The organism is Rhodococcus koreensis (assembly GCF_900105905.1).
Classification (GTDB): domain Bacteria; phylum Actinomycetota; class Actinomycetes; order Mycobacteriales; family Mycobacteriaceae; genus Rhodococcus_F; species Rhodococcus_F koreensis.
This window is the reverse complement of sequence record NZ_FNSV01000005.1, coordinates 4,601,487-4,625,207: the sequence shown is the minus strand read 5'-3', so window position 1 is coordinate 4,625,207 and position 23,721 is coordinate 4,601,487. Positions and strand designations below refer to the sequence as shown.

The following is a 23,721-nucleotide window of genomic DNA, read 5'->3' as shown; positions in this document are numbered from 1 at the left end:
GACCTAAGCAACTGGAGGCTTGCGATGAACCAACCCATAGCCCGGCTGCGGTGCCTGCGCTCCGTCGAACTGCGCACACAGGCCAGCCTCGAATCCACCGATTTCTACTCGGAGGTGTGGGGACTGCGCGTGGTCGAACAGGGCACGAACGGTGCCTGGCTGCGGGGGACCGGTGAGCACCACCACGCGCTGCAACTCACGCAGGCCGAACGGAACGGACTCGGCCGCATCACGTTCGCCGTCGCCACACCCGCCGAGGTCGACGAGGCCGCCCGCAGGCTCGAACTGCGCGGTGTCCCGATCGTCAGCGGCCCGGGGCCGGTCGACGACCTCGGTGGCGGCTACGGCGTGAGCCTCGTCGACCCCGAGGGGCGCGTCGTCGAACTGCTCGCCGACGCGCTCGCGGTCCCCAGGCTCGGCCGCGACGACGCCGTCCCCGTGGGTGTCACGCACGTCGTCCTCAACACCGTCGACATCGACGCCGCGGTGAAGTTCTACTGCGACATCCTGGGCATGCGGGTCTCCGACTGGTCCGAGCACCAGATGGCGTTCCTGCGTTGCAACACCGACCATCACAGCATCGCGTTCAACCAGGCCGAGTGGACGTCGGTGAACCACGTCGCCTACGAGATGCCCACCGTGGACCACTTCATGCGCGGCATCGGCCGGTTGCGGCACCACGGCACCGTGCCGCTGTGGGGTCCGGGCAAGCACGGTCCCGGGGACAACACGTTCTCCTACTTCGCCGACCCGGCGGGGCTGGTGTGCGAGTACACGTCCGGCATCGCGCAGGTCGACGAGGACCGGTGGCTGTGCAAGGTGTGGCGCCGGGTTCCGGAACTGTCCGACCTGTGGGGCACCGCGGGCCCGCCGTCCAAACAGGTCCGCGACCACATGGCCGGCGTCCCCGACCCCGGGGCGTTCGAGCGGTTCGACCTCGGGCGGGCGTCATGACGCACGTCGTCGAATCCGGCTCCGGTCCCGCGCTGCTGATGCTGCACGGAATCGGCGGCAGCGCGGACAGTTTCGCGCCGCAGTTCGACGAACTCGCGGGGTCGCTGCGACTGCTGGCCTGGGACGCTCCCGGCTACGGCCGCAGCGAGGACCCCGGCCGTCCGTTCGACCTCGACGACTACGCCGACGCCGCCGCCGACGTGATCCGCGACCGATGCGGGGACGCGGGGGCGCACGTCCTCGGAATGTCGTGGGGCGGCGTGATCGCCACCCGGCTGGCGCTGCGCCACCCCGGGCTCGTGCGGAGTCTGCTGCTCGGCAGTTCCACCGTCGGCTCGGGAGCGGACGGCGAAGCCGCCGACCGGATGCGTGCCCGGGCCGCAACGCTCGAGCAGCAGGGCGCGGAAGCCTTTGCCGCCGAACGGGCCCCGCGGCTACTGTCCGGGACCGCCGACGACGAACTGACCGCGAAGGCCACGGCGATCATGGCGTCGTCGATCCGGCTGCCCGGCTACGGGTACGCCGCGGAGTCGATGGCGGCCGCCGATCACACGGCCGATCTGCCGAAGATCGACGTCCCGACACTCGTCCTCAGTGGCGACGAGGACGGGGTGACCGGTGTTCCCGCGAGTCAGGTTCTCGCAGGCGGAATTCCGGGCGCCGTGTTCGTCACCATCCGCGGTGCCGGACACCTCGCGAACCAGGAGCGGCCGGACGCCTTCGACGCCTGGGTCGAATCCTTCATCCACATCACCGAACGCCTACGCAACCACCTCTAGAGAAGGAGCACGACATGACACTCGAATACGGCACCGCCGATCTGAAGGAATTCACCGACTCGCTGATCCTCACCCGTGGCTCCCGCCACGAGGACTGGGACACCCTGGGCTTCCAGGCCAAGGCCGGCGACCAGTTCAAGCGCGCGCAGATCCGCTACGTCGGCTCCGGCGCGACCGGCAACCACGAGAACGACAACCGCACCATCGGATCGCGCGGATTCACGTTCTCCAACATGCTGCTTCCCCCCGGCGCCGAGGGCCCGGAGCACACCCACCACGACGCCGAGGAAGCCTTCTTCGTCCTCGAGGGCGAGGTGGAGGTCGGCGTCCACCGCGACGGCCAGGTGGAGAAGCGCACCCTCGGCTACCGCGACATGATCGTCGTCCCCGCCGGCGTGCCCCGCAGCCTGAAGAACAACGGCGACAAGGACGCCCTGTTCTGCGTCATCATCGGCGCGCAGAAGCCGCAGATCCCGACGTACCCCGAGACGTCGGCCATGCACGGCGTGACCCGGGACTGACCGTGAGTCTCGACGGCCGCAGTATCCTCGTCACCGGGGCGGGGCGGGGTCTCGGCCTCGCCCTGGCCCGCCGGCTCGGCGAGGACGGCGCCACCCTGTGGCTCGCCGACATCCGCGAGGACTGGGGCGAGGCCGCGGCGGAAAGCCTGCGCGCGGACGGCGTCAAGGCGCAGTTCGTGCGGGTCGATCTCCGCGATGCGGAGTCCGTCGACGCGATGGCGGCCACCGTCACCTCGGGTGGCCCGCTGTACGGCCTCGTCAACAACGCGGCCCTCGCGGACGGCGTGGGCGGCAAACCGATTCACGAACTCGACATCGACGAGTGGGACCGTGTGCTGGGCGTGAATCTGCGCGGCACGTTCCTCGTGAGCAGGGCGATCGTTCCCTCCATCATCGGGAACGGAGGCGGACGAGTCGTCACCATCGGCTCCGACGCCGCCCTGTACGGTTCGCCGCGACTCGCGCACTACATCGCATCCAAGGGCGGGGTGGCCGCGCTGACCCGCGCCATGTCCCGCGACCTCGGCCCGCACGGCATCACCGTCAACACCGTCTCGCCCGGTCTGACCGAAAGCGAATCGGCGCAGAAGGTTCCGGAGCACCGGCACGAGCTGTACCGCCTCAATCGCGCGCTCGAACGGCCGCAGCAGCCGTCGGATCTCGTCGGCGCCGTCGCGTTCCTGATGGGACCCGAGGCGTCGTACATCACCGGCCAGCAACTCGTCGTCAACGGCGGATTCGTCCTGCACTAGAGAAGGGGACCACGTCGTGGACCTGCAACTGAAAGACCGCACCCACCTGGTGACCGGCGGAAGCTCGGGAGTCGGGCTCGCCACCGTCGCGATGCTGCTCGAGGAGGGTGCCAACGTCGTCACCTGTGCCCGCGACCGCGACCGGCTCGACTCCGTGATCGCGCCGCTGCCCGGCAGCGACCGCGTCCTCACCGCGTCGTGCGACGTCCGTGATCCGGCCGCGGTCGCCGCACTGGTTGACGCCGGTGTCGCCCGATTCGGCGGCCTCGACGGTCTGGTCAACAACGCAGGCAAGTCCCGCATGGTCCCGCGCGGCGAGGCGACCCTCGACGACTGGCGCGACGAACTCGACCTCAAGTTCTCCAGCGTCCTCAACACCGTCGACGCGGCGCTGCCGGCGCTGCGCAAGTCCGACGCCGCGTCCATCGTCAACATCTCGGCGGTCCTCGCGCGCCAGCCCGAGCCGCGGCTGGTCACCACCAGCGCCGCCCGGGCCGGGCTGCTGAACCTCAGCAAGTCGCTGTCGCTGGAACTCGCGACCGACGGCATCCGCGTCAACTCGGTGTCGCTCGGCCTGGTCGACACCGGTCAGTGGCGCCGCCGCTACGAGGAATCCGGCACCGACGCCACCTTCGCCGAATGGGAGGCGGAGATCGCCCAGGACCGCGGGATCGGCCTCGGCCGGTTCGGCCGCGCCGACGAGGTGGCCGCCATGATCGTGACCCTGCTGTCCCCCCGCTCGTCCTACGTGACGGGCACCAGCCTCGACGTCTGCGGAGGCGTCGCGCGCTATGTCTGAGAGGAACACCATGTCGGTAGGAAACGGGGGCGACCTGCTCGTCCAGGTGCTGCGCGAAGCCGGTGTCGACACCGTCTTCGGCATCGTGAGCGTGCACAACCAGCCCCTCGTGCAGGCGGTCGCCAAGCACCTGCGGTTCGTGCCGGTCCGGCACGAGGCCACCGCGGTCAGCGCCGCCGACGGATACGCCCGGGCGACCGGGGGACTGGGCTGTGCGCTCACGAGCACCGGGACGGGCGCCGGTAACGCGGCCGGGTCGCTGATCGAATCGCTCAGCGCCGGAACGTCGGTGCTGCACGTGACGGGCAACGTCGAGAGCCGGTACCTGGGATCGGGTCGCGGGTTCATCCACGAGACAAAGGATCAGCTGGGGATGCTGACGGCGACGTCGAAGCACGCCGCCACCATCCTCGACACGGACAGCGCCGGAAAGGTGTTGCGGGAAGGCATCGCCGCCGCACTCGCCGCGCCCGGCGGGCCGTCGAGCATCGAATGGCCCATCGACCTGCAGTACGCGGAGCACGTCATCGACGTGGTCGAGCCGGTCGTCGAACCGCTGCGCACGCCGGACGTCGACGACTTGGCCGTCGCCTTCGCGCTGCTGCGGTCGGCGGAACGCCCGGTGATCTGGGCGGGCGGCGGCGTCGCCACGGCCGGTGCCGAGCTGACCGCACTGGTGGAGCAGTGGGGAGTCCCGTTGCTCACCAGCAACTCCGGGCGCGGCGCCGTGCCGGAGGACCACCCGCTGTGCATCGGCAACTACGGCAACACCCCGGCTGGGCGCGAACTCCTCGCCGACGCCGACCTGCTGCTGTCGCTGGGCACCCACTTCCGGTCCAACGAGACCGGCGACTACTCCATGCCCGTCCCCGCCGTGCACGTGCAGGTCGACCTCGACGCCGCCGCGATCGGACGGGTCTACCCGGCGCAGGCCGGGGTGACCGCCGACGTCGCGACGTTCCTGCGGTCGCTGTCCGAACTGGCCCCGGTCGACGGTTCGTGGACCGAGCGTGGCCGGGCGACAAGGGAACTGGTCCGCACCCGGCAGCGCGCCGGACTCGGCGACCACGCCGTGCTGTGCGACGCCGTCCGCGCCGCGTTCCCGAAGGACTCCGTGATCGCCCGCGACGTCACCATCGCGTCCAGTTCCTGGGGTAACCGGCTGCTGCCGATGTTCGACCCCAGGTCCAACGTCTTCCCCCGCGGCGGCGGCATCGGGCAGGGCCTGGGCATGGCCATCGGTTCCGCACTGGTCGACGAGACCCGCCCCACCCTGGCGCTGGTCGGCGACGGCGGCCTGGCCGTCCACTTCGGCGAGATCCTCACCATGGCGCAGGAGAAGCCGTGGCTGGTGCTGCTCGTGTTCAACGACGGCGGGTACGGTGTGCTGCGCAACATGCAGCAGGGCGGCGGCGAAGACACCTACGCCGTCGATCTCGTCACCCCCGACTTCCCGTTGCTGGCACAGTCGATCGGCGTGCCCTACCTGCGGATCGGCGGCGCGGCCGAGGCGCACAGCGTGCTCGCTGACGCCGTGTCCCGGCAGGCCCCCGTGATCGTCGAGGTCGACCTCGCCGCCTACGGCGACATGCCGGCACCGTTCACGCCGCCCGTGACGGTGCCAGGAAAGGGTGCACAGTGACCACGGTCGCCGTCTGCGGCGGCGGCATCGGCGGACTCGCCACAGCCATCGCCCTCCGCAAGTTCGGCCTCGACGTCACGGTCTACGAGCAGACGAGGCAGTTCGCCCGCGTCGGCGCCGACATCAACCTCACCCCCAACGCGGTCCGGGCGCTCGACGGTCTCGGTGTCGGGCCGGCGATCCGCGACTCCGCCGCCCGGCCGCAGTTCCGGATCAGCCGCACGTGGGACACGGGAGCCGAGACGTCCCGGCTGCCGATGGGCGACAGCGCGGAACAGCAGTACGGCGCACCGCAGTTGACCATGCACCGCGGCGACCTGATGACCGCGCTCGAGAACCGGCTGCCGTCGGGGTCCGTCGAAATGGGCCGCCGGGTCGCCGGCGTCGCGGACGGGCGCATCGAGTTCACCGACGGCAGTGCGGTTTCCGCGGACGTGATCGTCGGTGCCGACGGCATCCACTCCGCGGTCCGGACCGCGCTCCTCGGACGGGAACAGCCGACATTCACGGGAGTCGTGGCGTTCCGCGCCGTCGTCCCCACCGAACGCGTCGGCAACCTGCCGAACCTCGACTGCTTCACCAAGTGGTGGGGCCCCGACAGTGCGACGCAGATCGTGACGTTCCCCCTCAACCAGGGCAAGGACATCTTCGTCTTCGCCACCTGCGGCCAGGAGGAGTGGACCGAGGAATCGTGGACCACACCCGGTTCCGTCGCCGAACTGCGGGAGCTGTACCGCGACTTCCACCCCGAGGCGCGGGCCCTGCTCGACGCGTGCGACGACGTCCTGAAATCGGCTCTCTACGTTCGGGACCCGCTGGCATCGTGGACCGACGGCCGCTCCGTGCTCCTCGGCGACGCCGCGCACCCGATGATGCCGTTCATGGCGCAGGGCGCAGGCATGGCGATCGAAGACGCCGTCGTCCTGTCCCGCTGCCTGAGTCTGTTCGACGACCCCGCGGTCGCCCTGCAGACCTACCAGGACACGCGACTGCAGCGGACCTCCCGCATCCAGCGGGGCTCCCGGTCCAACGAGTGGCTGAAGGTCGCGGGCAACGGCGACTGGGTCTACGAATACGACGCCTGGCAGGTGCCGTTGGAATTGGCCGCGGCCTGAACGGACGCATGATCGGCGCGACGCCGCCGGACACCTACGGGTTGTCCGGTGGCGTCGACGTCTATGTCGAGGCATCGCCGCCGTACCCGCGTGATCTTGCGCGCCGCCGCGGTCCCGAGAAGGCTGGATCTCACGACACCGCGACGTGATCGGAGCCAGGGATGGACACCACGATTACCGAGATCGCTCCCGACATCTACCGGCTGTCCACGTATCTGGACGAGCCGAACCTGATCATGAACCAGTTCGTCGTCGACGGTGAGGAACCGCTGCTGTTCCACGCCGGTCAGCGTGCGCTGTTCCCGGTCGTGTCCGAGGCGGTCGGCCGGCTGATTCCCCTCGACAGGCTGCGGTGGATCACGTTCGGCCACGTCGAGGCCGACGAGTGCGGCGCGATGAACTCGTGGCTGGCGGCCGCGCCGAACGCGGAGGTCGCGCACGGGGCGATGGGCTGCTTCGTGCAGGTCAACGACCTGGCCGATCGCGCGCCGCGTCCCCTGCAGCACGGCGACGTGCTGGAGACGGGCAGCAGGCGAGTCCGTCACCTCGATACCCCGCACGTGCCGCACGGGTGGGACGCCGGGCTGATCTTCGAGGAGACGACGCAGACGCTGTTCTGCGGCGACCTGTTCACCGCGTTCGGCCATCACCCCACGACCACCGAGGAAGAGATCGTCGGCCCGGCCATCGCGGCCGAGGACATGGGGAGCGCGACGTGCCTGACGCCGGCGCTCGGGCCCACGATCCGGGGGCTCGCCGATCTGGAACCGCTGCTGCTGGCGCCGATGCACGCGCCGGTGTTCACCGGTGACTGTGTGCGGAGTCTGCAGGATCTCGCGCAGGCGTACGAGGAGCGGATGGCGGCCGAGGCCGCGCGGTACCGCGAAGCCGAATAGCCGACCCGGAAATTTCCCCTCGACTGTGGCGCAGAATACATCTTAGTGCTAAATTATTGAGCACTAAGGAACTATGCCTTCGGGTCGAGCTTGGGAGTGAGCGATGACAACAGACGCAGACACCGTCCCCATGATGGTGCGTCAGATGCGGGTCGAGTCCTCGGGCGTCGTCTCGCTCCGCCTCGAACGGCAGGACGGCGGCACGGTCGACCGGTGGACGCCGGGCGCCCACCTGGACCTGCACCTGAACCGCGGGACGATCCGTCAGTACTCCCTCTGCGGAGACCCCGACGACAAGACCGGGTACCGCGTCGCGATCCTCCACGAGGTGACCGGCCGAGGCGGCTCCCGGCACGTCCACGAGACGCTGCGGCCCGGCGACAGTCTGTCGGTGAGCGCACCTCGCAACAACTTCGAACTCCTGCCGTCGCCGCGCTATGTGTTCATCGCCGGCGGCATCGGCATCACGCCGATCCTCGCGATGATCGGCGAGGTCGAACGCATGGGTGCCGAATGGGAACTCCACTACGGCGGCCGCGCCCGCTCGTCGATGGCGTTCCTCGACGAGCTGTCCCCGTACGGCGACCGCGTCCACGTCGTCACCGAGGAGGCCGACGGCATCCTCGACCTCGACGGCATCCTCGGCACCGCCCGCGCGGAGACCCTCGTCTACGCCTGTGGCCCCGAGGGACTGCTCGGCGCGGTCGAGGGGTATGCCGGCTCCTGGCCGGACGGCGCGATCCGGCTCGAACGGTTCAAGGCCAAGGAGATCCCCGCCGACACCCTCGCCGGCGACCGTCCCGTCCGCGTGATCTGCGAACGATCCGGCATCTCCGCCACCGTCGCCCCCGACCGGACCATCCTCGACACCCTCGAGGAGTCCGGCGTCGACGTCCCCAACTCCTGCCGCGAAGGCATCTGCGGGACCTGCGAAACCCGTGTCCTCGCCGGCACCCCCGACCACCGCGACTCCCTGCTCTCCAGCTCCGAGCAGGAGTCCGGCACCACCATCATGATCTGCGTTTCCCGCGCCCGCTCCGACGAGCTCGTGCTGGATCTCTAGAAGGGAAGAACCATGAGCCTGTATCTGCAACCACGCCAGTCCGGCGCGGCGCCCACCCCGTACGAACGGAAACTGGCCGGTGCGATCGAAGAGGTCTTCGGCACCGGGGTGCACCACCTCGAAGGCCTGGTGAAGGGCCTGAACGCCCTCGGAATCCACAGTCCCGGCGGCGACGCCTGGACCACCGACACTTTCACGGACGAGATCCGACGGATGGGGGCCTGACCATGGTGAACCGACTGCACAAGGCGGCACTGACCGGCGACGAGATCTTCGCGACCGGGATGCGCGACCAGTGGCACGCGGTGTGCCCGTCCGACTTCGTCGCGCGCGGAGACATGAAGAAGATCCGCCGCCTCGGCGAGGACTGGCTGCTGTTCCGTCAGTCCGACGGCACCCTCCGCATGCTCGCCGACCGCTGCCCGCACCGCGGCGCTCCGCTGTCGCAGGGGCAGCACCTCGGCGACCGCGTCGCCTGCCAGTACCACGGTGTGCAGGTGGACGGCGGCGGCACCGTCGTCTCCGTCCCCGGGATGCCCGGCTGCAACCTCGAAGGCAAGCGGCTGGTGACCAGCCTCCCCGTGCGGGAAGTGGCCGGCGCCGTGCTCGCCTGGTTCGGCACCGACCCCGACGCCGAACCCGCACCCCTCGAACTGCCCGAGCGCCTCACCGACGACGGCATCTCGCACTTCCTCTGCTACGCGGAGTGGAAGGCGCCGTGGCGGTTCACGCTGGAGAACCTGCTCGACCCGATGCACGGGGCGTTCCTGCACCGCGAATCCCACTCGATGTTCGGCGGGGAGACGTCCGCGAAGTTCCGGATCCGCGAAACCGACCGCGGATTCTTCTTCGAGAAGACCGACCAGCGCGGCGTGAACTTCGACTGGGTCGAATTCTGCCGGACAGGCATCGACTGGGTGGACCTCGAGATCCCGTACCCGCCGACCGCGGGCCCGGGCGGGTCGTTCGGCATCGTCGGCATGGGAACTCCGATCGACGCCGAGACCACCGCGGTGTTCTTCTGGCGCTACCGCCGCGTCGAGGGCTGGGAGCGCGACGTCTGGCGGTTCCTGTACCGCACCAAGCTCGAAGAACGGCACTGGGTGGTGCTCGAGCAGGACCGCACCATGCTCGAGGCGATGGCATTCGACGCGGACCAGGCGGAGAACCTGTACCAGCACGACCTCGGCGTCATCCGGCTCCGCAGGCTCTACCGGGCGCAGGCCGAGGCCCAGGCGAAGGCGCTTCAGGAGGCGTAGGGTCGCGCGGGTTGACTCGAGTGAAATGTCAACTAAGAATGTGTGACGGCCGACACGTGGGCGCCGGCCGGGTGCGAGGAGGCGCGAGCGGTGCTTACGAACGGTGACGATCGGGGTCGGCTCGCGCTGGTCGAAGCGGCGGGGCGGTGCTTCGCCGAACTGGGGTACGAGCGCACCACCGAGGCGGTCATCGCCGCTGCTGCCGGAGTGTCCGAGGCCGAATTCCGCGCCCGGTTCGCGTCCCGCGACGACGCCTTCCGTGCCGTCGCAGCCGAAGTGTTCGACACGTTCGTCGAGGCTCAGCGCATCCCGGTCCCGCCGGACGCGGACCCCCGCAGCGTCCTGCGCGCCGCCACCGCGGCGTTCATCGAGACCGTCTACAGCAGCGGCCGCCTGTTCACGATGGTCGAGGACCGCGCGGCCGTCGACCCCGTGATCGGCGAACAACTCGAGGCGGCACACAACCGGATTCTCGGCCGGTACATCCGGTTCATCGAACGGCTCAACGAGGCCGGGATCGCGACGCCGTGCGCCGAACCCGCCCAACTCGCCCGCAAACTGGCCGAGGCGCAGTGGACGGGTGCGGCGCGCCTGATCGGTGCGTCGCCGGACGAGCAGCGACGCTTCATCGTGGAGATGACGGCGGCCTCCGAACGATTCATCGGATTCGGTGAGGTCGCCGATCTGACCGCCCGCACGGCCAGCTGAGTTTTCCGCTCAGGCGGTGGGGGCCTGGTTCTCGACGATCGAGTGCTCGAGCTTGCGGAGCAATTCGGCCAGCGCCGCCTGATCGTCCTTCGACATCCCGCTGAGGATCTGGGACTCGTTGGCGAAGTGGGCCTCCGCGACCTTCTCGATCACCCGCAGGCCCTCGTCGGTGAGTTGCGCGTGCACGATGCGGCGGTCCTCGGCGTCGCGCTCCCGCTGCACGAGTCCCGCCTTCTCGAGACGGTCGACGCGCAGTGTCACACCCCCGGTAGTGACGAGGGCGGACTCCGCCAACTGTCCGGACGTCATCCGGTACGGCGGACCCGAACGTCGGAGGGCGGCCATGACGTCGAACGACGCCATGTTGATGCCATGCTCCTCGAACACCGCCGCGAGGGACGACTGGTACCGCAGATACGAACGGTGCAGGCGGCCCAGCACTTTCAGCGGACTCACATCCAGGTCCGGCCACTGGTGGGCCCACTGGTCGACGATGTCGTCGACGGCATCGCGATCTGGAACGGGGCGTTGCGTCACCGGGCGCACCTCCTGGATTCTCGAGGGTCTCATCTGTTTAGTACCAAGATATCGAAACGAGCATAGGTGACGGCGACGCTCCGCGGGTCCCCGTCGATTGCTCGAAACGGGGACCCGCGGCGCGGCCGGACGTCAGTGCCGTCAGTGGCCCGCGACCGCCGCGACGGCGTCGATCTCGGCGATGGCGCCGTAGGGGAGGCTGCTCACCTCGAGGAACGTGCGTGCGGGACGCGGCTCGTCGAAGATGCGCTCGAACTGGCGGTTCGCCTCCTCGCGCAGCGACAGGTCGGTGACGTAGTAGGTGAGCTTGACGACGTCCTGCAGCTGCCCGCCGACGGTCGCGAGGCGATCGACCATGCGGTCGACGGCGGCGTCGAGCGCCTCGGTGCGGCCCGGGACGGCGGTGCCCTCGGCGTCGACGGACAGTGCGCCGGAGACGAACGCCAGTCCGCCCGCGACCACGGCCGGGCTGTAGGGGTGGTGGGCGGTGACTTCGGTGAGGGACATGGAGGCTCGCTTTCTCGGGGGGCTGCTCCGGCCACTATATCTTAGCGCTAAACTAATTGACAGGGTCTGGGAAGCGAAGTCCGACCGAACTCCTGGCGCGACGGACCGCCGAGGACGAGATTGAGGGCATGACGAATTCGAACCAGACCATGAAGGCAGTCTCCTACTCGTCCTACGGCGGTCCCGAGGTGCTCGAGATCCACGACGTGCCGGTACCCGAGCCCACCGGAAACCAGGTGCGCCTCCTCATCAGGGCCGCTGGCGTCAACCCGATCGACTGGAAGCTGCGGTCGGGATCGATGGCCGAGGTGATGTCGGTGCAGTTCCCGAAGATCCCCGGCAGCGAGGTCGCCGGCGTGGTCGACGCGGTCGGTCCGGACGCGACCGGTGTGCTGGTGGGCGACGACGTGTTCGGCTGGTCCGACACCGGCGGCTACGCCGAATACGCGCTCGCCTCGATAGTCGTGCCGAAGCCGAGTGGGCTGAGCTGGACGGACGCCGCCACCATTCCCGTCGCCGGCGAGGCCGCCACTCGGGGACTCCGGCTCCTGAAGCTGAAGTCCGGTGAGACGCTGCTGGTGAACGGCGCCTCGGGCGCGGTGGGAACCATTGCGGCGCAACTGGCGCTGGACGTGGGAGTCACCGTGATCGGCACCGCGAGCGAGAAACACCACGACACGCTGCGGGAGCTGGGCGTGACCCCCACGACGTACGGCGAGGGACTGGCGGACCGGGTGCGTGAACTCGCCCCGAACGGCGTCGACGCCGTCCTCGACCTCGGCTTCGGCGGACTCGAGGTGGCGATGGAACTGCGCGGGGGCACCGACCGGATCGTGACGCTGTCGGACGGTGCCGCGTTCGGGCTGGGAATCACCTTCTCGTCCGGCAACGCCGGCGACCGCAGCGCGGAGACACTGCGCACGCTGGGCGCCCTCGTCGTGGACGGGAAGCTGGCCCTCCCGCCGGCCCGGACGTTCCCGCTGGCCGAAGCGGCCGACGCGCAGCGCGCCGGCGAGAAGGGCGGCAGCCGCGGGAAGCTCCTCCTCGTGCGCTGACGCGCCCGTGAGTACTTATTAACCGCCCGGGGGATGTTGCGGAATTGAGTGAGGGTGGTGTGGCCCTCTCGTGGCTTGTGGCGGGTGCCGGTGCGGGCGGGGGTGGCCCCGCCTGGTCAGGTGGTGGCCGGGAGGGTGTGTCCTGCGGTCAGGTGGGTGAGGATCTTGCCGATGTTGTGGACCGCGGCGTGGAAGGCCCATTCGCTGCGGGCCCGGTCGAGGCCGCGGCTGGTGAACCGGCGGAATCCGAGGTTGTGTTTGGCGTGCCCGAACACGGTTTCGGCGATGGGTGAGCGTTGGCGGTAGGTGGCGATGCCGGCCTCGGTGCGCAGTCGGTGGGTCATCGCTGCGATCGGATCGGCGTGTGGTGGTGGGGATCCGGTGACCGGGTTCTCGGCCGCCGCGGTTTCGAGATCACGGGCTTTGCCGGTGGCGATCAACCGGTCCGGGCCCGGGGCGGTCAGATTCTCGCGGGAACAGTAGCCGGCGTCGAAGAGCATCACCCCGATCAACTCCTCCGGAGCCGGAGCCGGAGCGGGGGCGGGGGCGGGGTTCGGGTTGGTGTGGCGGCGGGTGGTGTCGATCACTTGCGCGGCCTTACCGGCCTTGTCGACCATCTCGGGGAAGTAGTCGTAGTCGGCGGGGCCGGTCCCGACCCCGGTGGCCAGGATCACCCCGTCCACGCTGGTGAAGGCCTGGCAGTTGTAGCCCTGCAGCCAGCCGCCGCCGCGTAGCGGCTGCAGCCGCGAGTCGGGGTCGGTGGTGTTGCGGCGACGCTGCCCGGCGGTGGCATCGCGTGCGGCCTGCTTGCGCAGGGCGGTGTCGAGTTCGGTGCGCCGCCGCCGGACCAGGTGGTGCTCGTCGACCGGTTTCGGGACGAACCCGCCCCGGGCCCCGGACGCGGTGCGCTCCTCGTATCGGTCGAGCACCGCCTGCTGGGCGGTGACCGCCTGGGCCAGTCGCCGCTCGGCGGCGGCGACCTCGGCCCCGACCGGGACCCGGCCCATCACCGTCTGGCCGGCGTCGAGCCGGGCCAGGTAGTGCCGTGACTTCCCGTCCCGCTCGGACTGCTCGGCCCGCTTGTCCGCGTCGAGCTGCGCCAACGCCTCCGCGATCCGCGCCGACCGGGTGCCCGGATCGGCCAACTCCGCCGGCACCTGGCCCGAGCCCGGATCGTCCTCGCCGTAGAGGTCGTCCTCGGCATCATCGGTGGCCGCGTGCGCCGCCGCGGCGGCCGCGGCGATCCGCGCGGCCTCGGCGGCGGCGGCCTTGCGGAGCCCGGCCTCGGTGCGGTTGGCGTCCTTCGAGGCGTTCGAGGCGATCTTCACCCCGTCCAACGCGATCGTTTCGAGCCGCCCCAACCCCAGCGACGCCGCCAGGATCAGGACCTGCGTGAACAGGTCCTGACAGGCGGTGTGATTGTCCTTGCGGAACCGGGAGATCGTCACGTGGTCGGGGGTGTCACCGGCGCAGATCACCCGGTAGGACACCACCTCGGTGCAGGCCCGCTCGATCTGCCGGGAGGACCGCATCCCCCGCGACCACGCCCAGATCAGCAGGGTCACCAGCATGTCCGGGTCGTACCCGGCCCGGCCCGCGCCCCCGGTGCGACGAGAAGCGTGGAACGCCGAGGTGTCGAGGTGCTCGTCGACGATCTCGATCACCGTCCACACCGGATGCGTGGGCGGCACCCACTCCCGCATGTCCGGCGGCAACAGGAACTGCTGATCACGATTCACCGGTCGATATCTCTTGGCCACCAACACATTATCCAGGAACCCCAGGTCAGACCATGGTGACACGCGGACACCCCGACCCGGAATTTTGCAACAGCCCCCCCGTGGTTAACAAGTACTCACGGGTCAGGCGGTGGTGGCCAAGGCGGCGGCGAGACCGAACGGAACGGCCATCACCACCACCTCGACGATCGCGCGCCGCAGGGACCCTTCCGCGGTGATCCGGTGCGCGGCGGCCTGGACGACCCACGTTCGCCGCCACCACCAGCCGAGCCCGAGAAGCGCCGCCAACGCCACCGCCTTGGCGAGCACGATGCGGCCGTAACCGGTGTCGAACAGGGGCGTCACCCCACCCAGCCGGACCGCGGCGTCGATCACACCGGTCGCGGTCAGCAGCCACACGCACCGCCACGCGACGACGGAATAGCGCGGCAGCCACGACGACCAGTCCCCACGCGACCGGAGCATCAGGGCGAGCGCGGCGAGGAGTCCGAACCACACGGCGGCGGACAGCGCGTGGACGACGTCGAGGACCGAGCCGAGGACCTGCTGCGACATGTGGCCGGTGATCGGCCGGGCCACCAGGGCCAGTGCCGCGAGCACCAGCACCGGGACGGGAAGCCGGGCGTCGCTGCGACGGAACGCGACCGCCGACCACACGGTGGCCGCGGCCGTGCACACGAGAACGGCGAGGTCGACGCGTCCCGCACTGATCTCGGTCACGTAGGCACCGAACCGCCCGACCGACAGCTCGGACAACCCCAGGGCGTCGGCCTCCGCCGCCGTCATCGACAGCAGCACGGCCTCGGCGAGCATCCACGCGCCGGCGACCGCGGTCGACAACCGCCACAGCCGTTGGTCCCGCAAGAGGGGACGGCTGTCCGCCCGACTGCACCAGCCCAGCGCGGCGAGTCCGAGGACGACCGAACCGAGCACCAGGCACAGCGCCCGGACAGCGCTCGACGGCGACGGGTCTTCCGGTTGCGCCAGCGCCCAACCGCACGCGACCCCGACGAGCGACGTGGGTACGGCGAACAGCAGCCAGGACTGTCGCGCCGCACCCACCGTGCTCAGTTCTCGCCGCGAGGCTTGCGAAGCGCGAACCACAGCCCGCCGCCGAACACGAGCACACCGGCAACAATGAACGGCCACAGCGGAACTCCGCCACTGCCGGATTCACCCGAGCTGTCGGCCGCGGCGCCGGGTGTGCCCGACCCCTCCTGGGTGAGGGTGAACGTGCGGGTCCCGCTCACCGGATGCCCGTCGGCGGAGGTGACGCGAAACGCGACGGTGTACACGCCTGCCGGTCCCAGCTCGCCGAGTTCGGCACTGACCGTGGGCCCTTCGACGACCGGGTCGCCCTTGGTCCACAGGTTCCCGTCGGGTCCCACCACGGTCAGCGACGCGAACGATTCCTGCAGCGCCTCGTTGAACGTGACGCTCACCCGTTCCGGGCCGGACGCGATTTCCGCGCCGTTCTCGGGGGTGGAGCTGATCACGACGGAATGGGCGAGAGCGGTGCCGGCGCCGAGCATGCTCGCGAGCATTGTCAGCAGTCCGACCGCGATCACCTTCACCGACGTGAAAGTGGTGTGTCGTCTCATTTTCGACGGCTCCGGACCATCGCGCCGAGACCGAGCGCCGCACCGAGTGCGCCCAGGACCAGGGCGATGCCGCCGAGCCAGCGGGCGGTGTCGTCGGTGCCGGACGCCGTCGTCTCGGTCTCCTCGGACGTCGTGGCGCCGCCGGCGTCGTGGCTGTGGTCTTCACCGCTCGCCGCGGCGAGCGTCAGGGTGGGGGCCGGCTTGTCGGGCTCCGCGCCGTCGGGGCCTTCCGCCTGATCCCAGTTGACGACCTCCCCGTCGCTGTACGTCTGGGTGGCCGGGAACGACACGTCTTCCTGCTCCGGCAGCGGTCCGGCGGACAGCTCGAACTGCTGGAACTGCCCGGGCGCGACACCGACACCGGGGTCGGCGGACCACGTCACAGACTTCGCGACCTGGGACGTCGGGTCCTTCTCGACGACGGACGTCCACCCCGGCATCGGTGTGGTGCGGGCCGACTTCAGGTCGGGGAGTGTGACGGTCAGCTTGGTGGTAGACGCCGTCTCGGACTCGGTGGGAACGCGGAACGTCAGGACGGAGTAGCCGCCCTGCTCGGCGCCGGGGGCGACGACGGTCACGTGGGCGGCGGCCACACCGGCCGCGAGCAGCATGGCGCCACCGGCCGCACCGGCCGTGAAAAGGGCACGGGAAACGAGGGAATTCATCAAAGGTCCTTTGAAAGGTCTGAAGGGAGAAAAGGTGAGAATCAGACCAGGACCGGTGGGCCGCGACGCGAAATGCTCGCGCGCAGGAGGGCGTCCACGGGATTCGCGGGACGCGCGGGGAGGTGCGCCGTTTTTGCTGCCGAGACGGGCTGCGGTTCACCGCGCAGAACCACCCGCCAGACGTGGACGAGGGGACCGTACAGCCGCTCGGCGTTGGCGATCAGCAGCGCGCAGACGACGGTGGCGGCCGCGTGCGCGGCGACCATCGGCACGGCGGGGACCGCCGAGTGCAGGTGCGAGGTGAGCGTGAGCGCGAAGTGCGCGGCAACCTGGCCGGCGCCGAGGGCCGCCACGAGTGCGAGCGGTCCGTGGAAGCGGGCGGGCAGTTGTGCGGTGACCGCGCCGACACCGCTGCACGTGACGAGCAGCAGGGTCAGGGCCGCGGATTCGGGAAGGCCGCCCCCGCCGATGCCGTGCGCCGCGACCGCGAGACCGGCGACGAGCGCACCGACCGCCGACCCACGAAGGGTGGCGGTCGCGGCGGGGCGGGCGGGGGACATCGAGTGGTCGGGTCGTTCAGCGCACGCCGAGGCGGGCGAGGAGATCGGCTTCGACTCCGTCGAGTTCGGACGAGATGGCGTGATGGGCGGCCTTGCGGCGGGCCTGCGGCATCTGCTCGGCCGCGCGGACGGCGGTGTTGAGATCACTGAGGCGGTCGCGGATGGCGGCGGCGAACTTCTGCGTCTCCGCGTCGTCCGGCTTCTGCGCGAGGATCTCCGTGGTGGTGCTTTCGGCACCGGCGATGCGGGCGCTGAGCTTGGCGCCGTGCCCGGTGAAGTTGGCGAGCTGGTCGACGTCGATGCCCATCCGGTCGGCACGCCGGGCGTCGATCTGCCCGCGCACGACGGTGGCGGCGCGGTAGGCGATCGGCAGCAGCACCGGTGTCAGCAGTCGAGCGACACCGAGGTACTTGCGGACGGCGGCGACCGTGAAACCCTTCTGGGCGGCGGCCTTCTCCTCGGCCTTCAACGCAGCGATCTGAGCCTTCTCGACCTTCTTCAGCGACCTCAGTTCGGCGGCCTCGAGCTTGCGCCCGGCCTTCGCGGCATGCTTGTCGCGTTTCCGTTCGTTCTTCGCGCTCAGCTTCGCCTCCACTCCAGCCTTGTGCCGGAGTGCCTTGGCTTCCGCCTTGCGGGTGGCTCGGGACTTACGTTTCTTCAACAACCCCATCGAAAAGACCCCTTTTCCTGGTGTTTCAGCGGAGCCCACGCTACCAACTGCATCCGGTGCTTCGGGATCAGCCTAGGGGAGCACATAATCTTCGTCATCGTGTGTTCCCATATCGGTCAGCAATCAGAACCCGACGCCTCTCCCGGAAAGGTGTCGGGGACGGTGATCGATGCCAGCGCCCTGACGCGGTGCCGCCACCGGGTGCACCTCGACGCGGCGTTCCCCGAACAACTCGCGGCCGCGCCGGAGGACCCGGGCGTCCGCCAGCGCCAGGATGCTGCCGCCGCCAAACGTGACGAGGTCCGCCGGACCCTCACCGAGCACGCACCGGAACGGTGGGTGCAGATCGACACCGAGCAGAGCCTGCGCCGGCGCGCCGAGGACACCCTCGCCGCATGCGAGGCGGGCGTGGACCGCATCTGGGGAGCCGTGCTCCCGCTCGACCGCGACGCCGGCCGGAGGGCGCGCTGCGAGATTCTGCTCCGCGACGAGGACCGCGGTGGGTACATCCCGGTGATCGTCGTCAACCACAAGGTCACCGATCCCGGCCGCGGCGCGGTGACGTCGGGAATGTTCGAGTGGAAACCGCAGGAGGACGTGGCGCGGAAGCCCCGCAGCCAGGTCCGCGACCAGATGCGCGTCGCGCAGGTGTACCGGATGCTCGAGCGGCACGGGCTGGCGAGTCCCGCCCTGGTGGCCGGCGCCATCGGTTACGGCTCCGACGTCATCTACGTGCACGACCTCACCACCATCCTCGACGACTACGACGAACGCTTCGCCGACCGGCTCGCCGTCGCACGCGGGGAATCGGCGACCGTGCCGTCGAGGATCGGCGAATGCCGGTCCTGCCCGTGGTGGCCCGGGTGCGAGGAACAGCTGACACAGACGCACGACGTGAGCCTGGTGGCCACGGGGTCGCGCGCCGACATGCTGCGCGACGCGGGCTGCCACACCATCGACGACCTCGCCGCATGGGACCGCGAACCCCTCGAGGACTGGCCGCACGGCGCGTTCGAGGACGCCGTCGTCACCGCCAAGGCCTGGCTCGCGGGGGCGCCGCTGGTGCGACGCTTCCCCGAGATCCGGGTGACGCGCGCCGACGTCGAGGTCGACGTCGACATGGAGAGCTACCAGGAGCACGGCGCCTACCTGTGGGGGACACTGCTCAACGTGGACGGGGTGTCCGCGTACCGGCCGTTCGTCAGCTGGGACCCGGTGCCGACGCAGGACGAGGCCCGGTCGTTCGCGGAATTCTGGACGTGGCTGATGGCCGAGCGGGAAGCGGCGGCCCTGAGCGGCAGAACCTTCGCCGCCTACTGCTATTCGCGGTCCGCCGAGGACAAGTGGTTGCTGGACTCCGCCCGCCGGTTCGCCGGGACGCCCGGCATCCCCACCGAAGCCGAGATCCGCGAATTCATCGACAGCCCACAATGGGTCGACATCTACCAGGCGATCAGCGACCAGTTCATCTGCCCCGGCGGCAAGGGCCTCAAGAAGATCGCCCCCGTCGCCGGATTCCGGTGGCGCGACGCCGACGCCGGTGGCGAAGCATCCATGAGCTGGTACCGCGAAGCCGTCGGCTACGACGGCGAACCCGACCTCACCCAGCGCGAACGACTGCTGCAATACAACGAGGACGACGTTATCGCCACGAAAGTACTGCGCGAATGGATGTCGGATCGGGCCGAGAACGAGATCCCGCTCGCATCCGACCTCTAGGCTGCAATGCAGGGCCCGATTCGGTAGGGGTGGTCAGGTGGAGGTGCCGAAGACATCCACGACGCTGCGGTTCGCGCTGCTCCTCACCGCCGCGGGCGGCTTCCTCGACGCCTACACCTACATCAGCCGCGGCGGCGTCTTCGCGAACGCCCAGACCGGCAACGTCATCCTCATGGCCATCGACCTGTCCGAGCGGCACTTCCACGCCGCACGCGCACACCTGTGGCCGATCCTCGCGTTCATCGTCGGAGTCGCATTCGCGCACCTGCTCAAGGGCGAACTCGCCCACAGCGTCTTCGACCACCCGATCCGGATCGCGATGGTCGCGCAGATCGTCGTCCTCGTCGCGGTCGCGTTCGTCCCCCCGGACGTCCCCAACGCGCTCGTCACCGTGCCCATCGCGTTCGTCGCGGCCATGCAGTTCGGCCTGTTCCGCACCATCGGATCGCTGTCCTACATCGCCGTCGCCACCACCGGCAACCTCATGCGCTTCACCGAGGCGGCGTACGCCGGATTCATCGAGAAGATCCCCGAATCGCGGCGGCACACCCGGGTGTACGCAGCCATCGTGAGCAGCTTCGCGGGCGGCGCCGTCCTCGGCGCCTTCGCCACCCGCTACTTCGGCGGATCCGCCGCCTGGATCCCCGCGGCCCTCCTCATCGTCGCCCTCATCCTGTTCTACGTCGACGACGTGCGGCGCCGCCGCCTGTGAGCGGTTGACGAGTCCAGGGACTCCTTACGCACGCACGGGCGGCGAAGCCGCCTACTCCGAATTCGCGGGCCCGATCCACTCCGGATACTGGACGGCGACCGGCATCGTCGGCGGCTCGAAACCGGGAGGCGGAACGAGGTTGCCGGACGCATTCGCGGCGAATGCCGGGAACTGCTGCTGCCACCAGTCCGTGCACCCCTGAGGAATGACATCACCGTCCAGCCGGCGCAGGTAGTGGAGCTTGGTGATCTTCCAGCCCTCGAACACATTCCACGTCGGCACCCGATTCGCACGAGCGTCCTGCTGGGCAGGGTCGGTGTCGGGAATTCCCGGCTGCCCCGGGTCGGCGGCGGTCCGTTCCAGCTCGACACGGAACGCCGCATTCAATGGATTCAGGGTGATGTTTGGGCGCGGCTCGGAAAAGAGCTCGTAACTACATACCGTGGCCGCCACTCTTGAATCCGTGGTTGCAAAGTCGGCGATGTACACGAAGTTCGTTCCCGCAGCCTGGCTGGTGTCCTCAGGTTCTCGCCAGGTGAGGAACTCCTCCTTGTCGCGATCACCTTGTCTCGCGGGGCCGCCGACAGCACTTTCATATCCGGGATACGAGTTGCTCAGGCCTACATAGGACGTGAGTTCTCCCGCCTCGTAGGCCGCGCGTACGAGTTCGGCGCTCCGGTTGGACACGTCGACATCGGATCCGCCAGACCAGACGTTGGAGTACAAGACCGTGGTCTCTGCCGGAGGAGGCGGATCCGGTTCAGGTGCAGTTTCCTCGGCGCAGCTGGTCGACAGAAGAACCACCGTTCCCAAGGTGAGTGCGAAACCCGCGCGATCAACCATCGTTGCGTACCACGTCGTCGTAACCGTTTCGGATACGTTCCCCGTTCCCGTCGGCCGGATCGCCGAGGTTGCTGAACATGGTTTGGAGAGGATCCTTTCCGTAACCTTTCATCTCGGCATTCGAACGGAGGTCCTCCCAAGACAGGAGGTCGCCAGACGAATCGAATGCCCAGGGGTAATCCCCTCGGAAGCTCGCGGGAAGCTCCGGCGTCGCTTGGAGAATGTTGTAGTAGTCGCGGTAGAAGTCCGGAGCTTCCAGGGCGACGGAGGGTGCCGGCCCCGGCGCCTTGCCGATGACGGCGTCTTTCAGGGGGTCGCCGCCCGCGTCGATCATGGTGTTGATGAATTCCCCGCCGGGAAGGCGGTCCAGGCCTACGGAGCCGATGCTGGTGAGAGCGCCGTATGCCGCCGCTTTGCGGTCGTAGATTGCCTGCGCCTGCTCGGCCTTGTCGCTGTAGCTGTCCTCGGTCGAGAGGAGTAGTCCCCTGTCCATGAGGCCGTGGATTCGGCCTGCGGTGGAGAGGTCGCCACCGGCCAGGGGTGCCGCGGGGTCGTGTGCGTACCGGCCCTCCGCGGCAAGGATTTCCTGCATCGAGGACTGGGTGAAGTGTGTTCCGGCCTCGGGGTCGGTGTTCATCACGGCGAATACGTTCGACGAGCCGCCGAAGTGGTTGTTGTCGGCGGGGTCTGCCCAGGTGCCGATGTTGAAGCCGGGGTTCTCTGGTCGGCCGGCGCCCGCGAGGTCGCTGATGTACGGACTCATGCTGTGGGACATGGTCCGAAGGAGGTCCGGGTTGACCTCTCCGACGGATTGCCCGTCGGTGCCGGGTATTCCCCGGAACGTGTCCCAGTCGGTACTCATGTTCTCGGCGAGGGCTGACATGATCTGCCCGCTGCGTGTCGCGGCTTCGACGTCGGCCGGGTTGCGGGGGTCCTCGACAGTGGCCTCTGCGTCGTCGAACCGGAACATCGAGGCTGCTGCTTGCCCGTTGTCGGACCAGTTGTGAGTGAGGACGTCGCGCACCAGATTCTGGCCGGTGTCGGGCTGGGTGACCGCGTTTTGAACGGCGATCTTGTCGTCGCCGACGGCGGTGAAGATGCCTTCGGTGATCGCCGTGTTCTCGGTTCCCCGGCCGTCGACCGTGAAGTACTCGAACTTGTGGTTTGGGTTCTGTTCGTGCGCGACCTGGGCGTCGAGGTACTGGCGACCGACCTCCAGAAGGTGCTGATCGAGGCTGCTGCCGCTCTTGTACTGCGCATCGCCTGCCTGGACGATGTCGGCGATCGCCTGGTTGTCGGCGACTCCGTTCAGTTCGACGCTGGATGCACCGGTGGGCCCGACCATCTTGAAACCGCGGGTCACGAGATCGTCCCGGGTCAGCGATTCGACCATCTTATCGGGTAGCAGGTTCAGGCCGCCGGTCGTCGGCACCTGCGAGTCGCCCTTGATGGTGGCCGTGATCTTGTCGTTCGACACGATTTGAAGCGAGTTCGCCAGGGCACGCGCAGAGTCCGGAGGTAGCTTGTCCATGATCTGCTGGATCTCCTGTGGACTCTTTCCGTCCAGTGACCGGCTGACCTGATTCAGGTACTCCATCTGCGACGCAGGGATCGTCGCGGCGTTGCCGGAGTTCACGGCGTCGAGCTGCTCGGGGGTAAGTTCCCCGGCCTCGGTCAGTCTCTGGACCTGCTCGGGATTCAATCCGGCGGGGTCGGAGACGAGTTGCGTACCGTCGGACGCACCCTGATCGGAGCCCAGCGCCGCGGCGGAGGTGAACGTTGCCCGGAGCCCGTCGCGAGCGGAAGCGAGTGCGTCCCTGACGGTTGCGTCGGCAGTTTCCGTCGCCGACGCGGCGTCGGCGATGTCGCGTTGCCATCCGGTCATGTCGTTCACGCGATCGTTGTCGGGATCGGGGGTCCCGGGATCGGTGACCGTCAGGTCGTCGGCTACGCGGAAACCCGCAGACTCGGCGGCCACGATCGCCATCCGCGCACGCTGCAAGGGTGCGTCGACGTCGTGGAAACCCTGCTTCGCACGGTTGGCGAGTGCTTCCAGTTGATCGACCACGACAAGCGCCGTCTTCTTGTCGGCATTCGCCCGGTTCTGGGCGGCCTCGGCGGTTTTGCCCTCCCAGTAGGTGTCGTTGACCTTGGTCACGCCGTCGACGTATCGGGTGAAGAGATCTTCGACCTTGGTGCCGAGGGCGATCCATGCGTCACCGATCTCGGTCAGAGTCGCGGGATTCCAGGAGTCGATCTGGGTGCGAGTGAGGCTCATGCTTCGCCGCTCCACTCGCCGGTGGCGTTCGTGTAGGCGGCGACGAACCGGTCGGCTGACGATTCGTCCTGGTTCCGGTACTCCTGCGCGACATGGATCATCACGTCGCCGGTCTCGCCGAGTCGTTCCTTGATCGCCGGCACGAGCGCTGCATCCACGAGATCCGCGGAGATGCCGGATGCCTCGATGACGGAGCTCATCACACCTCCAAGCGTGGACGCGAACGGTCCTGCCGCCGGACCGGTTCGCAGACCACCGGCCTCGTCGGCCAGTGCGCGCAAAGTTCCCCCCAGCTTGTCGAGCTGCTCCAGATCAGCTTTCAACGTCCCCACGAAGCCCCCCTCGTC

General features: G+C 69.1%; 27 protein-coding genes. 16 read left to right on the top strand and 11 right to left on the bottom strand.

The window, feature by feature from the left end:
- Positions 1–24 precede the first annotated feature (24 nt).
- The 13 genes from BLV94_RS25640 (at position 25) to BLV94_RS25585 (ending at position 10,488) form a co-directional block, all read left to right on the top strand.
- Positions 25–954, top strand: a complete 930-nt coding sequence (locus BLV94_RS25640) for a VOC family protein (RefSeq protein WP_072949175.1) — start codon at positions 25–27, stop codon at positions 952–954.
- Positions 951–1,733: an alpha/beta fold hydrolase gene (locus BLV94_RS25635; RefSeq protein ID WP_072949173.1), complete on the top strand. Its 783-nt coding sequence runs from the start codon at positions 951–953 to the stop codon at positions 1,731–1,733. Before BLV94_RS25640 ends, BLV94_RS25635 begins: the two co-directional genes overlap by 4 nt.
- 14 nt (positions 1,734–1,747) lie before the next feature.
- Positions 1,748–2,254: a cupin domain-containing protein gene (locus BLV94_RS25630; protein ID WP_072949171.1), complete on the top strand. Its 507-nt coding sequence runs from the start codon at positions 1,748–1,750 to the stop codon at positions 2,252–2,254.
- A gap of 2 nt (positions 2,255–2,256) precedes the next feature.
- Positions 2,257–3,006, top strand: coding sequence for a 3-oxoacyl-ACP reductase family protein (locus BLV94_RS25625; RefSeq protein WP_072949169.1), 750 nt, complete (start codon positions 2,257–2,259; stop codon positions 3,004–3,006).
- Between the two features lie 16 nt (positions 3,007–3,022).
- Positions 3,023–3,805, top strand: coding sequence for an SDR family oxidoreductase (locus tag BLV94_RS25620; RefSeq protein ID WP_072949168.1), 783 nt, complete (start codon positions 3,023–3,025; stop codon positions 3,803–3,805).
- Positions 3,798–5,447: a thiamine pyrophosphate-binding protein gene (locus tag BLV94_RS25615; RefSeq protein ID WP_083395671.1), complete on the top strand. Its 1,650-nt coding sequence runs from the start codon at positions 3,798–3,800 to the stop codon at positions 5,445–5,447. Before BLV94_RS25620 ends, BLV94_RS25615 begins: the two co-directional genes overlap by 8 nt.
- Positions 5,444–6,562, top strand: coding sequence for an FAD-dependent monooxygenase (locus BLV94_RS25610; RefSeq protein WP_072949164.1), 1,119 nt, complete (start codon positions 5,444–5,446; stop codon positions 6,560–6,562). Before BLV94_RS25615 ends, BLV94_RS25610 begins: the two co-directional genes overlap by 4 nt.
- Positions 6,563–6,570: 8 nt before the next feature.
- Positions 6,571–6,711, top strand: coding sequence for a hypothetical protein (locus BLV94_RS49655; protein WP_167372184.1), 141 nt, complete (start codon positions 6,571–6,573; stop codon positions 6,709–6,711).
- Between the two features lie 12 nt (positions 6,712–6,723).
- Positions 6,724–7,458 (top strand): oxygen-binding di-iron domain-containing protein, encoded by a 735-nt coding sequence (locus tag BLV94_RS25605; protein WP_072949163.1) that lies wholly within the window; start codon positions 6,724–6,726, stop codon positions 7,456–7,458.
- Between the two features lie 103 nt (positions 7,459–7,561).
- Positions 7,562–8,521 carry a PDR/VanB family oxidoreductase gene (locus tag BLV94_RS25600; protein WP_174705576.1) on the top strand — a complete coding sequence of 320 codons (960 nt, stop codon included), beginning with the start codon at positions 7,562–7,564 and terminating at the stop codon, positions 8,519–8,521.
- Between the two features lie 12 nt (positions 8,522–8,533).
- Entirely contained in the window at positions 8,534–8,746 is a 213-nt protein-coding gene (locus tag BLV94_RS25595; protein WP_072949161.1) for a recombinase-like helix-turn-helix domain-containing protein, read from the top strand.
- A 2-nt stretch (positions 8,747–8,748) separates the two neighbouring features.
- Positions 8,749–9,780: an aromatic ring-hydroxylating oxygenase subunit alpha gene (locus tag BLV94_RS25590; protein ID WP_072949159.1), complete on the top strand. Its 1,032-nt coding sequence runs from the start codon at positions 8,749–8,751 to the stop codon at positions 9,778–9,780.
- A 90-nt stretch (positions 9,781–9,870) separates the two neighbouring features.
- Positions 9,871–10,488 (top strand): TetR/AcrR family transcriptional regulator, encoded by a 618-nt coding sequence (locus tag BLV94_RS25585; RefSeq protein WP_072949187.1) that lies wholly within the window; start codon positions 9,871–9,873, stop codon positions 10,486–10,488.
- Positions 10,489–10,497: 9 nt separating this feature from the next.
- Here BLV94_RS25585 and BLV94_RS25580 read toward each other — a convergent pair whose 3' ends face one another.
- Both BLV94_RS25580 and BLV94_RS25575 read right to left on the bottom strand, forming a co-directional pair.
- Entirely contained in the window at positions 10,498–11,058 is a 561-nt protein-coding gene (locus BLV94_RS25580) for a MarR family winged helix-turn-helix transcriptional regulator (protein ID WP_174705575.1), read from the bottom strand.
- A gap of 108 nt (positions 11,059–11,166) precedes the next feature.
- Positions 11,167–11,532: a RidA family protein gene (locus BLV94_RS25575; RefSeq protein ID WP_072949157.1), complete on the bottom strand. Its 366-nt coding sequence runs from the start codon at positions 11,530–11,532 to the stop codon at positions 11,167–11,169.
- A 128-nt stretch (positions 11,533–11,660) separates the two neighbouring features.
- Between BLV94_RS25575 and BLV94_RS25570 the strand changes: the two genes are divergently transcribed.
- Positions 11,661–12,587: an NADP-dependent oxidoreductase gene (locus BLV94_RS25570; protein WP_072949155.1), complete on the top strand. Its 927-nt coding sequence runs from the start codon at positions 11,661–11,663 to the stop codon at positions 12,585–12,587.
- 116 nt (positions 12,588–12,703) lie between these two features.
- Here the strand turns inward: BLV94_RS25570 and BLV94_RS25565 are convergent, their stop codons facing one another.
- The 6 genes from BLV94_RS25565 to BLV94_RS25540 all read right to left on the bottom strand — a co-directional run bounded on the left by BLV94_RS25565 (position 12,704) and on the right by BLV94_RS25540 (position 17,822).
- Positions 12,704–14,353: a transposase gene (locus BLV94_RS25565; RefSeq protein WP_425272515.1), complete on the bottom strand. Its 1,650-nt coding sequence runs from the start codon at positions 14,351–14,353 to the stop codon at positions 12,704–12,706.
- A 96-nt stretch (positions 14,354–14,449) separates the two neighbouring features.
- Positions 14,450–15,388: a CopD family protein gene (locus BLV94_RS25560; RefSeq protein WP_072938754.1), complete on the bottom strand. Its 939-nt coding sequence runs from the start codon at positions 15,386–15,388 to the stop codon at positions 14,450–14,452.
- A gap of 5 nt (positions 15,389–15,393) precedes the next feature.
- Entirely contained in the window at positions 15,394–15,927 is a 534-nt protein-coding gene (locus tag BLV94_RS25555; protein ID WP_072938752.1) for a copper resistance CopC family protein, read from the bottom strand.
- A complete protein-coding gene (locus BLV94_RS25550; RefSeq protein WP_072938751.1) occupies positions 15,924–16,592 on the bottom strand; it encodes a YcnI family copper-binding membrane protein in 669 nt (222 codons plus the stop codon). Before BLV94_RS25550 ends, BLV94_RS25555 begins: the two co-directional genes overlap by 4 nt.
- Positions 16,593–16,633: 41 nt before the next feature.
- A complete protein-coding gene (locus tag BLV94_RS25545) occupies positions 16,634–17,152 on the bottom strand; it encodes a hypothetical protein (RefSeq protein ID WP_072938749.1) in 519 nt (172 codons plus the stop codon).
- Positions 17,153–17,168: 16 nt separating this feature from the next.
- Positions 17,169–17,822 carry a DUF6474 family protein gene (locus BLV94_RS25540; protein WP_072938747.1) on the bottom strand — a complete coding sequence of 218 codons (654 nt, stop codon included), beginning with the start codon at positions 17,820–17,822 and terminating at the stop codon, positions 17,169–17,171.
- 162 nt (positions 17,823–17,984) lie between these two features.
- Between BLV94_RS25540 and BLV94_RS25535 the strand changes: the two genes are divergently transcribed.
- Positions 17,985–19,541, top strand: a complete 1,557-nt coding sequence (locus tag BLV94_RS25535; RefSeq protein ID WP_072938746.1) for a TM0106 family RecB-like putative nuclease — start codon at positions 17,985–17,987, stop codon at positions 19,539–19,541.
- 37 nt (positions 19,542–19,578) lie between these two features.
- Complete coding sequence (locus tag BLV94_RS25530; protein WP_072938743.1) at positions 19,579–20,253, top strand: YoaK family protein; 675 nt, start codon at positions 19,579–19,581, stop codon at positions 20,251–20,253.
- 51 nt (positions 20,254–20,304) lie between these two features.
- Here the strand turns inward: BLV94_RS25530 and BLV94_RS25525 are convergent, their stop codons facing one another.
- From BLV94_RS25525 to BLV94_RS25515, 3 genes are all read right to left on the bottom strand, one after another.
- Positions 20,305–20,940 (bottom strand): hypothetical protein, encoded by a 636-nt coding sequence (locus BLV94_RS25525; RefSeq protein WP_143051418.1) that lies wholly within the window; start codon positions 20,938–20,940, stop codon positions 20,305–20,307.
- A gap of 148 nt (positions 20,941–21,088) precedes the next feature.
- Positions 21,089–23,374: a TPR repeat domain-containing protein gene (locus tag BLV94_RS25520; RefSeq protein WP_072938740.1), complete on the bottom strand. Its 2,286-nt coding sequence runs from the start codon at positions 23,372–23,374 to the stop codon at positions 21,089–21,091.
- Positions 23,371–23,706, bottom strand: coding sequence for a hypothetical protein (locus BLV94_RS25515; RefSeq protein WP_072938737.1), 336 nt, complete (start codon positions 23,704–23,706; stop codon positions 23,371–23,373). The genes BLV94_RS25520 and BLV94_RS25515 overlap by 4 nt, the downstream gene beginning before the upstream one ends.
- Between the last annotated feature and the right edge of the window lie 15 nt (positions 23,707–23,721).